This window comes from Peptostreptococcus equinus, assembly GCF_027125355.1.
Lineage (GTDB): Bacteria > Bacillota > Clostridia > Peptostreptococcales > Peptostreptococcaceae > Peptostreptococcus > Peptostreptococcus equinus.
On sequence record NZ_CP114052.1, the window covers coordinates 632,191 to 646,680 of the forward strand.

Sequence of the window (14,490 nt, forward strand, 5' to 3'; positions counted from 1 at the left end):
GGTATCAAATGATCGGTTATATAAAAGGTAAAATAGAAGAAATAGGTTTGGATTATTTAATAATAGAAAATAATAATATTGGATATAAATTAAATACCTCAGCAAATACGATTGCAAATGTAAGAAAGAACGAGGATACTAAGATATATACAAAAATGATAGTGAGGGAAGATGATATAAGTCTATGTGGTTTTTATTCAAAAGATGAAGAAACCATGTTTAATCTTCTAACATCAGTATCAAAAATTGGAACAAAAGTTGGATTAGCTATGTTGTCATTTGCAAGTCCTAGTAAAATTAGACAATATATTATTAGTTCTGATACTGCATCCTTGGCAAAGGCGCCAGGCGTTGGAAAAAAGACGGCTGAAAGAATAGTATTGGAATTAAAAGATAAAGTTTCAAAAGCTACATTCGATGAAAGTATAGAAGATAGGAAAATAGAGAATTTAAATACATCACAAAATGATGATGAAGTTAATGGTGCAATAGATGCACTTATGGCACTTGGATATTCATCTACAGAAGCAAATGAATCAGTAAATTTTGTAAAGCAACCAGGTATGTCAGTTGAAGATATAGTTAAAAAGGGATTAGAATATATAATGAAGACAAGTTTTAAGTTTTAGTAATGGGGTGACATAAGTGGAAGAAGAACGTATTATTACCTCTACAATGAGGGAAGATGATTTTGAGATAGAAAATAGCCTTAGACCCAAGACATTGGATGATTATTTAGGTCAGGAAAAATCAAAAGAACAATTAAAAATCTTTATTGAGGCTGCTCTTAGTAGAAAAGAGGCATTAGACCATGTACTTCTATATGGCCCCCCTGGATTAGGTAAGACAACTTTAGCAGGTATAATAGCTAATGAGATGGGAGTTAATCTAAGAATAACTTCAGGACCAGCTATAGAAAGAGCAGGAGATTTAGCTGCAATACTTACAAATTTGCAAGAAAATGATGTATTGTTTATAGATGAAATTCATAGAATAAACAGAAGTGTGGAAGAAGTATTGTATCCAGCTATGGAAGATAATTGCCTGGATATAATAATAGGAAAAGGTCCATCAGCTAGAAGTATTAGATTAGATTTACCTAAATTTACGCTGATTGGTGCAACTACAAGAGCAGGCATGCTTACAAATCCATTAAGAGACAGATTTGGAGTTATTTGTAAATTGGACTACTATAATGAAGAAGAATTAGCAGAAATAGTTAAGAGATCCTCTGATATATTGAGTTCAGGAATAATGGATGATGGTGCTATTCAAATAGCTAAACGTTCTAGGGGGACACCTAGAATAGCTAATAGGTTATTGAAAAGAGTTAGAGATTTTGCACAAGTAAGAGCAGATGGACAAATAACAAATAAAGTTGCAAGTGATGCACTAGAATTAATTGGAGTGGATCCATTGGGTCTTGATTTTGTGGATAAAAAATTATTGCTTACAATAATAGAAAAATTTTCTGGTGGACCAGTAGGTCTGGATACTTTGGCAGCCTCTATTGGTGAAGATAGAAATACAATAGAGGATGTTTATGAGCCATATTTACTTCAGCTTGGATTTATAAATCGAGCTCCAAGAGGAAGAATTGCTATGCCAAAAGCATATGAACATTTGGGTATTGCATATCAAGAAAAGAAATAAATTAGTAAATACAAATAGAGGTTAATAAATGAAGACGAGTGATTTTTATTATGATTTGCCAGAAGAATTGATTGCCCAAGTTCCCATTAGTGATAGATCTAGTTCTAAGCTAATGGTCATGGATAAAAAAACTGGTGAGATAGAACATAAGATTTTTAAAGATATTTTGGAATATTTAAATGAAGGAGATTGTCTAGTTTTAAATGATACTAGGGTAATACCAGCTAGGCTTATAGGGGAAAAAGTTGCGACTGGTGGAAAAATAGAATTTCTATTGCTTAAAAGAAATGATGATGATACATGGGAAACTCTTGTAAAACCAGGTAAAAAGGCTAAAATAGGCAGTGAATTTAGCTTTGGTAATGGTAAATTAATAGCACAAGTAAATAATATACTTGAAGATGGTTCTAGAATAGTTAAGTTTAAGTATAATGGTATTTTTGAAGAAATATTGGATGAATTGGGAAATATGCCACTTCCACCGTATATAACTGAAACTTTGGAAGATAAGGATAGATATCAGACTGTATACTCAAAGCATAAAGGTTCAGCCGCAGCCCCTACAGCTGGTTTGCATTTTACAAAAGAACTTTTGCAACAAATTAAAAACAAGGGCATTAATTTAGCTTTTGTAACATTGCATGTTGGTCTTGGAACGTTTAGACCTGTAAAAGTGGATGATGTCGATAATCATAAGATGCATTCTGAGTATTACAGCGTAAGTAAAAAAGCAGCTGAGAAAATAAATAAAGCTAAAATAAATAATAAAAGGGTTATTTGTGTAGGGACAACTAGCTGTAGAACTTTAGAATCTGTAGCTGATGAAAATGGTCATATAGCTGAAAAAAATGGATGGACAGATATTTTTATTTATCCAGGATATAAGTTTAAGGTAGTGGATAATTTAATTACAAATTTTCACCTGCCAGAATCAACACTTATAATGTTAGTGAGTTCACTATCAAATAGAAAAAATATACTTAATGCATATGAAGAAGCTGTTAAAAATAGATATAGATTTTTTAGTTTTGGAGATGCAATGTTTATAAAATAAATTTTAGAGAGGTAATTAATGTACGCAGTAAAATATGAATTAATAAAAACTTGTAAACAAACAGGTGCTAGGTTAGGTAAATTACATACTCCACATGGCGTAATAGATACTCCTATATTTATGCCAGTTGGCACTCAGGCTACAGTAAAATCAATGACACCTGAAGAGTTGAAGGAAATAGGTTCTCAAATTATTTTGAGCAACACATATCACCTATATCTTAGACCGGGGCATGAGCTGATAAAAAAAGCAGGTGGTTTACATGAATTTATGCATTGGGACAGACCAATTTTGACAGATAGCGGTGGATTTCAAGTATTTAGTTTAGGTCCACTAAGAAAAATTACAGAAGAAGGTGTAGAATTTAGATCACATCATGATGGCTCAAAACACTTTTTAAGCCCTGAAAAAGCGATGGAAATACAGAATTCCTTAGGTTCAGATATTATGATGGCATTTGATGAATGTGCTCCATATCCAGCAGATAGAAAATATGTAAAAGATTCTCTTGAAAGAACGACTAGATGGTTAGAGCGTTGTAAAGAAGCACATAAAAATACAGAAAAGCAGGCGCTATTTGGTATAGTACAAGGTGGAATGTATAGGGATTTGAGGGAACAATCAGCAAAGGAAATAACAAATATAGATTTACCGGGTTATGCCATTGGTGGACTTAGTGTTGGTGAACCAAAAGAGATGATGTATGAAGTCCTAGATTATACGGTACCTCTATTACCAGAAGATAAACCTAGATATTTAATGGGTGTAGGTTCACCGGATGACTTGATAGAAGGTGTATTAAGAGGTATAGATATGTTTGATTGTGTCCTGCCTACTAGAATAGCTAGAAATGGTACTGCTATGACTAGTCAAGGCAAGATAGTAGTTAGAAATGCATCATATGCTGAAGATTTTACTAAACTTGATCCAGAATGTGATTGTTATACATGTCAAAATTATACAAAGGCATATATAAGACATTTAGTAAAAACTAATGAAATATTAGGTGCTAGACTAATTACAAATCATAATTTACGTTTCTTGTTAAAACTAATGAAAGATGTTAGACAGGCAATAATGGATGATAGGCTTATGGACTTTAGAAATGAATTTTTTGAAAAATACTATGGCAAGAAATAAAAATTATATATAAGCATTATAATGATTAAAAGATTATGATATAATATTAAAATATGAATAATATTTAGGAGGAAAATATGCAAAATAACCAGATGATAATGGCTCTAGGTATGTGGGTATTAATATTCGTTATATTTTATCTACTGCTTGTAAGACCACAAAAAAAGAAAGAAAAAAAATTGACTGAAATGAGAAATTCTCTAGAAAAAGGGGATACAGTAGTTACAGTTGGGGGAATAATTGCAAAAGTTTCAAAAGTTGAAGAAGAAAAAGTTATATTAGAGCTTGGACCAAATAGAACTAAAGTTCCGTTTGAAAGATGGGCTATAGGTAGAATAATAGAAAAAACTCAAACAAAAGAAATAATTGAAGTAGAAGAAAAAATGGACTAACTTTATCTTTTTACAAATAGATAAATACTATTTTTTTGAATATATTTATGCTATAATAAGGTGTAAAATAATATGAATGGAGGGTATACTCATGGAAAAGAAACATGTAAAAACTCTTTCTAGTGCAACTCTAAAGCAAAGTGCAGCAAAAGGTGGATGTGGTGAATGTCAGACTTCTTGCCAGTCAGCTTGTAAAACATCTTGTACTGTAGCTAATCAGGAGTGCGAAAGATAGTACCGGAAAAGCAGCCTATCATGGCTGTTTTTATTTTAACGAAAAATAATTGGAGGGATTTATGAGCAAATCAAAAAAAATACTGACTTTAATAATGACTACAGCTATTATGCTTTCTAATGTAGGTGCTACAAATGCTCTTACAGTTTCAAATATCAAGAAATTATATGGTGATAATAGATATTCTACAGCGTCTGAAATAGCTGGCGAATATGGTAATTATGATACAGTAATTTTAGTAAATGCAGATAATAATAATTTTGCAGATGGATTAAGTGCAAGTGGATTAGCTGGAGTTACAAAGTCTCCTATACTGCTTACTCATAAGGATACTATACCTAATGAAACACAATTGAGATTAGATGTTGCTAAAAAAATATATCTTATAGGAAATGAAGGTACAATAAGCAAGAACTTAGAAACACAGTTAAGAAATGTTGGAGAATTTCAGGTAAAAAGATTAGGTGGTATTAATAGATTTGATACAAGTGTTAAAATAGCAAATGAAATAAAAACTTTTAAACCAAATATAAATAGAGTTTATATAGCAAATGGATACACTGGACAGATTGATGCTTTGAGTATATCACCACTTGCCGCTAAAAATGGAGAGCCTATAATTTTGACAAATGGTAAGGTTTTGGATAAAGATTCTAATAAAGTGATTTCTACAATAGGAAAAAGATATGTTATAGGTGGTACTAATATAGTTGAAAATACGCTTATGAATAAGATAAAAGCAGAGAGAGTTAGTGGTAATGATAGATTTTCTACAAACGCTAATGTTGTAAAGAAATTTTATCCTAATCAGACAGGATTTTATATAAGCGATGCATACAAATTAGTAGACTCTCTTACAGGAGGTCCATTAGCAGGGAAGAATTCTAGGCCAATAGTATTTGTTTCACAAAATAGCAATAAATCAATATTTAAAGTTGCAAAAAATATAACTAGTTTTGGAAATGTTGACCAAGGGATATTAAACTCTGTAGCAAAAGCTACTAATTAATAATGAAAGAAAAGTCTATGAATATTAAAGTTAATAAATTAAATAGTAAATACAAAAAACAAAAATTTAATATAAAAGAGACTGATAAATATAGAACTACTTCCTTTTTTAGGAGTAGTTCTATATTTGAAATAGCGACTGTATCTATTTTAGCTTTGTTGGGAACATTTATTGTAGAGTCTATATCAAGGTTTAACATAATGGATGCTTTGAGCTTTATAATTTCATCGCCATTAGAATTTTTTGTTAACTATGGTATACAATTGATATTTTTATCTATTGGATTTTTTTTAATAAAAAAAAATTTATATTATTTAATCATTGAATATTTATTTTTTGTTTTGGCTTTTATTTCTAGATTTGTCTATGAAAATAGAGGTATGCCTTTATCTCCATTTGATATAATTAGTTTCAAAGATGTCATTTACATAATGGGAAATTATATAAACAAATATAATATATTAATTTTATCTATATCGTTAATTGTATTTATAAGTATAGCTATAATTTTTATATTAAAAGATAAAAGTAAAGCTAATATTAAAATTAGCAAAATAATATTTATTTTATTGATGATGTTTTTATTTATAATGCAAATACCTTTAATAAAAAAAGCTGGATTCATGGACAAAAAAGGTTCAGATATTTATCTTAACTATAAAAAAAATGGATTTATATACTCCTTTATAGATGAAGTATTTAAATTTAATGGTCAAAAACCTGATAATTATAATGCTGATGAAATTGATAAATTAAAGAGCTATTATAATAAAAAAGAAAATAGAAATATTAATAAAGATAAGTCATTAAAAGCAAATATAATCATGGTACAAATAGAAGGATTTATAGATCCCTCACAAATACCTTATGTCAAATATAGTGAGGATCCTATTCCAAACATGAGAAAGTTGATGTATAAGTACACTTCTGGTGACTTAAAGGTTCCAGTCACAGGAGATTCAACGTTAAGTACTGAATTTGAAGTGTTGACAGGATTCAATAGCAATTATACTGGACAGGGTGAGATTGCGTATAAGACTTTTTTATCCAAGAAATCCTCTTTATCAATGTTGAGAGATTTATCTGAGCAAGCATATGTGAGCACTGCTATCAATAATTTTGATAGAAATTTTCATAATAGAAGTATAGTTTATCAAAATATGGGATTTGATAGATATATACCTATAGAAACTATGACAAATATTGAGAAAGATGAAAATGGATTTTACAAAGATAAGATGTTAAGTGAGTATATAATGCAAGAAGTTAATAAAACACATGAATCTAATGATTTTATATTTGCGGCGAGTCTGAAAGGGTATAATAATTATCCTAATTATTATTTAAATAGTGGACAAAAAATTAAGGTCAGTGTTGAATCAAAAGTAAGTGATAATGATAAAAATCAAATTTTATATTATGTAAATAGGCTAAAAGAAACTGATCAGATGGTAGGAGAATTAATACAGAAAATAAATGAAAGCAAGGAACCTACTATATTGGTATTTTATGGTGATCACATGCCTAATTTAAAGTTGTTTTATAAAAATAAGTCTGTTGATAATCTTTATAAAACAAAATATATAATTGCAAACAACTTTAGAGAGAATAAAGTAGATGTACCTAAGCTAATTGATTCATATCAACTATCTGGATATGTAGAAAAAATAGCTGGTATAAAATATGGACCAATAAACATGATTCATAATTATTCATCAAATGATAAAAACTATCAAGAAAATTTAAAGCTTTTGGAGTATGATTTATTGTTTGGTAAAAACTATTATTTCAATCAGAAAAAAATAGAAAAAAAATCTAATATGAAATTAGGTGATGGAAAATTAACTTTTGACGATATAAAAACCGTTAATAAGTCATATATAGTGAGCGGAACATCTTTTAATCAGTACACTAATGTATTTATTGATGACAAGGAAGTAAAAACTATATATCTAGATAAAAATAACTTGAAAATAGACGGAGAGATAGAAAATAAAAAAGTGAAAATATACTTAGCACAAAAAGATAGTGATGGTAATATTATGTACAAAACTAATTCTAAATATGTGAATTTCAGGTAAATCACATAAACTTCACATAATTTTTATTGCAAAATAGATTTTTTTGTACTATTATACACTTTGCAAGGAAATTTAAGTGAAAGGAAGTTAATGCTAGTTTAACAAATTATATTATGAAAAATAGATCATTAAAATATCCGTCTTTTTTGCATAAAATTAGTCCAGCTGCGATGATGGTTTTAGGTTTTGCTACAGTTATATTTATTGGAGCATTACTTCTTATGACACCATTAGCATCTAAGTCTGGTGACATAACAAGTTTTATAGATTGTTTATTTACAGCTACATCTGCTGTTTGTGTTACAGGCTTAGTAGTTGTTGATACTGGAATACATTGGAGTATATTTGGTAAGATAATAATAATAATGTTGATACAAATTGGTGGTATAGGATTCATGTCAATCAGTACATCAATAGTATTAGTTTTAGGAAGAAAAGTTAATTTAAAACAAAGAATATTAATTAAAGAATCTTTAAATCAAAATGAAATATCAGGAGCCATAAAGCTAGTAATAAATGTTCTTAAATTTACATTTATTACGGAAACTTTAGGAGCCTTAATTTTATCAACAGTATTTATACCTCAGTTTGGGTTATTAAAGGGGGCAGGTTTTAGTGTATTCCACTCTATATCAGCTTTTTGCAACGCTGGATTTGATTTGATGGGTCCTCTAACAGGTCAATATTCATCTATTGTATCCTACTATAATAATCCTATAATAGTATTTACAATTACAAGTCTTATTATATTGGGTGGTTTGGGATTTTTAGTAATGGCCAATATATTTCAAAGAAAGAGAGTTTGCAGAATTACTCTTACTACAAAATTAGTATTGACTACTACTTTGATTTTAATAATAGCTGGTACAGTGCTTATTATGTTTGGAGAATTTAATAATAAAGCATCAATGGGAAATTTAAGTTTATGGGATAAATTTCAATTATCATATTTTCAATCTGTAACTACTAGAACAGCAGGCTTTGCAACTGCAGATCTTACTAAATTTAAAGAGAGTACCTTGTTTATCATGATAATATTAATGTTTATTGGTGCTTCTCCTGCATCTACGGGTGGTGGTATAAAGACTACTACTTTAGCAGTTATATTTATGGGACTTAGAGCCTTTTTAAAAAATGAAAACGAAATAACTGCTTATAGAAGGAGAATAAATGTTTACACATTTAGAAAAGCCATGGGTGTATTAATAGTTGCTTTGACAGTAGTTGTTACTTCAACTTATTTATTAAATGTAACCCAATCAAATAAATTTAGTTTGCTTTCAAGTGCATTTGAAGTATCATCTGCTTTCGCTACAGTTGGTTTGTCATTAGCAGGAAGTTTCAATCTAAATTTATTTGGAAAAATATTAATAATTATATTGATGTTTGCAGGTAGAGTAGGGTCTCTTACTTTAGTTTCGTTATTTGTAAGAGCTGATAGTAAGAAAAAGATTAGGTATGCAGAAGATAAGGTAATAGTAGGTTAGTATATTTGGAGGAAATTTAAATGAAGCAATATATGATTATTGGTGCTGGTAGATTTGGAAAATCAGTAGCTGAAACCCTTATTAATATGGGGCAGGAAGTAATGCTTATAGATGGAAATGAGGATGTAATACAACAAATATCAGAAGACATAGAAAATGTAGCAATAGTTGATGTAACTGACGAACATGCATTAAAGAACGTAGGGCTAGGTAACTTTGATGTTGCTATAGTGGCTATTGGCACTGATTTAAGAGCATCAATTATGGCAACTTTGATAGCTAAGGAACTAGGTGTACCTCTTGTTGTCAGTAAGGCAAAAGATAAATTGCAGGCAGAAGTATTAAAACGAATCGGGGCAGATAAAGTTGTATTTCCTGAAGTAGATATGGGAGAAAAAATTGCTAAATCTTTGATGTTTGATAATGTAGTGGATTACATGAAGCTTGATGAAGAACATTCAATATTTGAAGTTACTGTACCGACAGATTGGATAGGTAAAAATCTAATAGATTTGAGTGCACGTAAGAAATATAATATAAATATAGTAGGAGTTAAATCTGGATGTGATGAATTAGGTAAATTTGAAGTACCAGCTGATCCTAATAGAAAATTCACAGATGGAGATATAATAGTAATAGCTGGAAAGTCTAAGGTTATTGAAGAAATTGCCTTATTAGTGTCTGAAGAGGAGTGGAAGAGATAGTGATATATATTAATAGCAAGGATAATAGTAAATTTAAACTTGCTAAATCATTATTAAAAACAAAAAATAGAAATAAAGAAAAAAAATATTTAGCAGAAGGACTAAGAACTGTTGAATTAGCTATACAATATAAGGCAGATATTGAATTTATTTTTATTAGCCAAAACTTTGCAAAAAATGACTTAAATAAAAAAAATATAAGTAAGTTTGATAAATATGCGGATTTATATATTTTGGCGAATGATTTATTTCAAAGTTTATCAACAACAGAAAATACTCAAGGAGTTTTATCTGTTATGAGGATGAATAGTCTTAGTATTGATGAAATAAAAGAAAGAGATTTAAAAAAAATTCTTGTTTTAGATAGAGTACAAGATCCTGGAAATGTAGGAACAATAGTTAGAACAGCTGATGCTGCAGGTTTTGATTTATTGATTTTTAACAAGGGATGTGTAGATGTTTATAATCCCAAAGTAGTAAGATCTGCTATGGGTTCTATGTTTTATATGGATATGGCATTTTTAGAGGATATTCAAATTGAAAAACTGCTAAAAGAAGATAATATGCAAATAGTATCCTCTTCGCTAGATACAGAAAATTATTATGATAAAATAAATTTTAAAGAAAAAGTTGCATTAGTTGTAGGAAATGAGGCTAATGGAATTAGTGAATTTTGGAAAGAAAGATCAGATGTATTGGTAAAGATACCTATGTACGGAAAAGCAGAATCTTTAAATGTAGCAATATCATCCGCTATATTAATGTATGTTATTAATGCTAATAAATAAATTTAATTAATTACTAGTTGATTTTTTATAATTTATTTGGTAGAATAAAGCACATAATATGAATAATATAAATGCTTTGAAAGAGAAAAGTACTTTTGGCCAGTATTATAGAGAGTAATCGGTGGGTGTAAGATTATATATGAGCTATTTGGAAGTTCACTCTGGAGCAGCTTTGTTGAAATATATAGTAGATAAAGACGTTAAATGCGTTAAATTTTTGAGGTGGTTGTTTGTCATTTAAAAATGATATTACAACTATTAGGGTGGTACCGCGATTATAGACCTTTCGTCCCTATGGATGAAAGGTCTTTTTATGTATAAAAATTTATAGTGAAAGGATATTGTTATGAAAGAGAAACTTACGAAGCTTAGAGAAGAAGCGCTAGGATTTATTGAAAAAGCAGAAACTTTTGACGAAATCGAAAAATTAAGAGTCAACCTACTAGGTAAAAAAGGAGATTTGACTGTAATACTAAAAGGAATGGGAAAACTATCCAATGAAGAGAGACCAGTAATAGGAAAGCTTGGAAATGAAGTTAGAGAAGCTATAACTGAAAAAATAAACGAAAAGAAAATATCGATTCAAGAAAAAATGCAAGAAGAAAAAATTAAGTCTGAAACAATTGATATAACTATGCCAGGTAAATCATTTGAAATAGGAAAAAAACATATAATTAGTAAAATGATAGATGAAGTAACAGAAATATTTATGGGGATGGGATTTTCTATAGCAGATGGTCCAGAAATTGAAACTGTAGAGAATAACTTTGACTCATTAAATGCACCTAAAGATCACCCATCAAGGGATATGTCAGATACTTTCTATATTACAGAGGATATACTTCTTAGAACGCAGACTTCTCCAGTGCAGATTAGAACAATGAAAGAAGCTGTAAATAATAATGATCTCCCTCTAAAAATTATTGTTCCAGGTAGATGCTTTAGAAGTGATAGTCCTGATGCTACACATTCACCAATGTTCCATCAAATAGAAGTATTAGTGGTAGGAAAAGATATTACATTTACTGAATTCAAGGGAACTATGGAAAGATTTGTACAAAAGCTTTTCGGACCTGATACAAAGACAAAATTTAGACCCCATAATTTCCCATTTACAGAGCCAAGTGCAGAAATAGATGTAACTTGTTTTAAATGTGGTGGCAAAGGGTGTCCAGTATGCAAGGGCGAAGGTTGGATTGAAATATTAGGAGCTGGTATGGTTCATCCAAATGTACTTAGAAATTGTGGAATAGACCCAAATGAATACAGTGGTTTTGCTGCAGGTATGGGAGTTGAAAGACTGGGTATGTTAAAGTATGGTATTGATGATATAAGACTAATGTTCGAAAATGACATTAGATTCTTAGATCAGTTCTAAGGAGGTTAATATGTTAGTTTCATTAAAATGGTTAAGAGATTATGTTGATATAGACGTGGATCCGAAAACATTCGGTGATAAAATGACTATGACTGGTACAAAAACTGAGACAATAGAAAATCTTGGTGATGAAATATCAGGAGTAGTAGTAGCAAAAATAGTGGATATACAACCACATCCAGATGCTGAAAAACTTGTAGTGACACAAGTAGATATCGGAAAAAAAGAGAATATTCAAATTGTTACTGGAGCTAAAAATATAAAAGTTGGAGACATTATACCTCTTGCAACTCATGGTTCAAATTTACCTGGTGGTATAAAAATAAAAAAATCAAAGCTAAGAGGAATAGAATCTAATGGGATGATGTGTTCAGCAAAAGAATTAGGAATAGATGAAAAATTTGTTGAAGACTACAAAAAGAATGGAATATTTATTTTAGACATGGAAGATTCTTATAAATTAGGTAAGGATATAAAGGATGTATTGGGTTTAGATGATGCTATAATTGATTTTGAACTTACATCAAATAGGCCAGATTGTAAATCAATGATAGGTATAGCTAGAGAAGCTGCTGTAACGCTTGATAATAAATTGAAATTTCCTAACATAATAGTAAAAGAAGAATCTGACAAAGATATGAATATAAGTGTTGAGATAAAAGATAATGATTTATGTACAAGATATTTGGCTAGAAAAGTTACAGACATCAAAATAGAGAGATCTCCGTACTGGATGCAAAGAAGACTTATTGAATCAGGTATTAGACCTATAAATAATATAGTGGACATTACAAATTTTGTAATGATTGAAATGGGGCAACCTATGCATGCCTTTGATATGAGACAAATAAATGGAGATAAAATTGTAGTAAAAACACCTGATAAGGAAGAAATATTTACTACATTGGATGGGCAGGAAAGACAGATTGATGAAGATACACTTATGATATGTGATGCTGATAAAAATTTAGGATTAGCAGGTATAATGGGTGGACTTGACTCTGAAGTGAAAGAAGATACAAAAGAAATCTTATTTGAATCAGCTGTTTTCAACAAAGAAAATATCAGAAAATCGTCTAAGAGATTAGGTCTTAGGACTGAAGCATCTTCAAGATTTGAAAAAGGTGTGTCTGAAGAAAATGCAAAGCTTGCAATAGAAAGAGCAGCCCAACTAGTTGAATTATTGGGAGCTGGTAAGGTTGTAAAAGGGTTAGTAGATACTTATCCAAATCCTAAACAAGTACAAAAGCTTACTATAGATCCAATCAGAATAAATAAGAGAATAGGTATAGATATTCCTATGGATAAATTCTGTTCTATATTAGAATCATTAGAATTTAAATGTAACCTTAAAACTAGCAATGAATTAGAATTAGAAGTGCCATATTTTAGATTAGATATTGTAGAAGAAGCAGATATTTTCGAGGAAATAGCAAGAATATATGGATTTGAAAACATACCATCTGTTCAACTTCAAGGAAATTCTACAGCTGGTGTAAAGACAGATAAGCAAAAATATGTGGATAACATTAAGAATACAGCAATTGCTTGCGGCTTATATGAAACGATTACATATTCATTTGTCAGTCCAAAGGGATTAGATAGAGTAAAGATTCCAGAAGATTCAAAATTGAGAGATGTAGTCAAATTGATCAATCCACTAGGTGAAGATACTTCTATTATGAGAAGCACTATGCTTGCAAATATGATGGATGTATTGTCAACAAATAACTCACATAATGTGGAAAAAGCTAATATTTTTGAATGTGGCCACATATTTACTCCAGATGATATGGCTGGAGTGGAAGAAACAAGATTGTGTTTAGGCATGTATGGAGATAATGTAGATTTCTATACGCTAAAGGGTGTATTAGAAAAAATATTCCAGAGAAATGGAATTAAAAATCCTAAGTTTGTAGCTCAAAAGGAAAATACTTCATATCATCCAGGTAGATGTGCGGATGTATTTGTAGATGGAAGGCACATAGCTACATTAGGTGAAGCTCACCCTCAGGTTTGTGATAATTATAATATTTCTAAGAGAGTATATCTGTCAGAAGTAAATGTAGATATTATGTTTGAACTTTCTGATTTAAGCATAGTATTTAGTCAGTTACCTAAATATCCATCAATTACTAGAGATATAGCTCTATTACTAGACGAAAAAATCCAAGTAGGTCAAATAGAAGAAGTGATTATGGAAAAAGCAAATGAATTAGTAGAAGCATGTAATTTATTTGATGTATATAAGGGTGCTCAAATAGAAGAAGGTAAAAAATCCGTAGCGTATTCTATAGTATATAGATCATTGGAAAAGACTTTAACTGATGATGATATTGCACAAGTACATTCATCTATTTTAAAAGCCTTAGAAGAAAAACTAGATGCAAAACTTAGAGATTAATAATTAAAAATTGAATTTTTAAGATATATAAAAGTTGTTTTTAATAAAAAGTAAGGATTAGTTAATATAACTACCTTACTTTTTATTTATATATAGCTTTAAAAGGGAGATTGCTGTATAATATATAGTATATAGGAAAATTACTATGCATAAGATGAGGTGAAA

13 protein-coding genes and 1 other annotated feature are annotated in these 14,490 nt (G+C 29.8%); all 13 genes read left to right on the forward strand.

All coding sequences use genetic code 11. From position 1 onward, the window contains the following. The first annotated feature begins 8 nt into the window (after positions 1-8). Positions 9-629 carry a Holliday junction branch migration protein RuvA gene (gene ruvA, locus O0R46_RS03345; protein WP_269312164.1) on the forward strand — a complete coding sequence of 207 codons (621 nt, stop codon included), beginning with the start codon at positions 9-11 and terminating at the stop codon, positions 627-629. Positions 630-675: 46 nt separating this feature from the next. Continuing rightward, on the forward strand, positions 676-1,653 hold the full coding sequence (ruvB, locus tag O0R46_RS03350; RefSeq protein WP_269312527.1) for a Holliday junction branch migration DNA helicase RuvB: 978 nt from the start codon (positions 676-678) through the stop codon (positions 1,651-1,653). A 28-nt stretch (positions 1,654-1,681) separates the two neighbouring features. Continuing rightward, positions 1,682-2,707: a tRNA preQ1(34) S-adenosylmethionine ribosyltransferase-isomerase QueA gene (gene queA, locus O0R46_RS03355; protein WP_269312165.1), complete on the forward strand. Its 1,026-nt coding sequence runs from the start codon at positions 1,682-1,684 to the stop codon at positions 2,705-2,707. 18 nt (positions 2,708-2,725) lie between these two features. Continuing rightward, positions 2,726-3,847 carry a tRNA guanosine(34) transglycosylase Tgt gene (gene tgt / locus O0R46_RS03360; RefSeq protein ID WP_269312166.1) on the forward strand — a complete coding sequence of 374 codons (1,122 nt, stop codon included), beginning with the start codon at positions 2,726-2,728 and terminating at the stop codon, positions 3,845-3,847. Between the two features lie 77 nt (positions 3,848-3,924). Next, positions 3,925-4,239 (forward strand): preprotein translocase subunit YajC, encoded by a 315-nt coding sequence (gene yajC / locus O0R46_RS03365; RefSeq protein ID WP_269312167.1) that lies wholly within the window; start codon positions 3,925-3,927, stop codon positions 4,237-4,239. 91 nt (positions 4,240-4,330) lie between these two features. Further along, on the forward strand, positions 4,331-4,474 hold the full coding sequence (gene scfA, locus O0R46_RS03370) for a six-cysteine ranthipeptide SCIFF (RefSeq protein ID WP_269312168.1): 144 nt from the start codon (positions 4,331-4,333) through the stop codon (positions 4,472-4,474). Between the two features lie 61 nt (positions 4,475-4,535). Continuing rightward, positions 4,536-5,483 carry a cell wall-binding repeat-containing protein gene (locus O0R46_RS03375; protein WP_269312169.1) on the forward strand — a complete coding sequence of 316 codons (948 nt, stop codon included), beginning with the start codon at positions 4,536-4,538 and terminating at the stop codon, positions 5,481-5,483. A gap of 17 nt (positions 5,484-5,500) precedes the next feature. Next, positions 5,501-7,564 carry an LTA synthase family protein gene (locus O0R46_RS03380; RefSeq protein ID WP_269312170.1) on the forward strand — a complete coding sequence of 688 codons (2,064 nt, stop codon included), beginning with the start codon at positions 5,501-5,503 and terminating at the stop codon, positions 7,562-7,564. Positions 7,565-7,677: 113 nt separating this feature from the next. Further along, positions 7,678-9,051, forward strand: coding sequence for a TrkH family potassium uptake protein (locus O0R46_RS03385; RefSeq protein WP_269312171.1), 1,374 nt, complete (start codon positions 7,678-7,680; stop codon positions 9,049-9,051). A 20-nt stretch (positions 9,052-9,071) separates the two neighbouring features. Further along, positions 9,072-9,755 (forward strand): potassium channel family protein, encoded by a 684-nt coding sequence (locus O0R46_RS03390; protein ID WP_269312172.1) that lies wholly within the window; start codon positions 9,072-9,074, stop codon positions 9,753-9,755. Beyond that, complete coding sequence (locus O0R46_RS03395) at positions 9,743-10,543, forward strand: TrmH family RNA methyltransferase (RefSeq protein ID WP_331275617.1); 801 nt, start codon at positions 9,743-9,745, stop codon at positions 10,541-10,543. Before O0R46_RS03390 ends, O0R46_RS03395 begins: the two co-directional genes overlap by 13 nt. Positions 10,544-10,610: 67 nt before the next feature. After that, positions 10,611-10,840 (forward strand) — a binding site (T-box leader). Between the two features lie 49 nt (positions 10,841-10,889). After that, positions 10,890-11,921: a phenylalanine--tRNA ligase subunit alpha gene (pheS, locus tag O0R46_RS03400; RefSeq protein WP_269312173.1), complete on the forward strand. Its 1,032-nt coding sequence runs from the start codon at positions 10,890-10,892 to the stop codon at positions 11,919-11,921. A 10-nt stretch (positions 11,922-11,931) separates the two neighbouring features. Continuing rightward, positions 11,932-14,325, forward strand: a complete 2,394-nt coding sequence (gene pheT, locus O0R46_RS03405) for a phenylalanine--tRNA ligase subunit beta (protein WP_269312174.1) — start codon at positions 11,932-11,934, stop codon at positions 14,323-14,325. Positions 14,326-14,490: the final 165 nt, after the last annotated feature.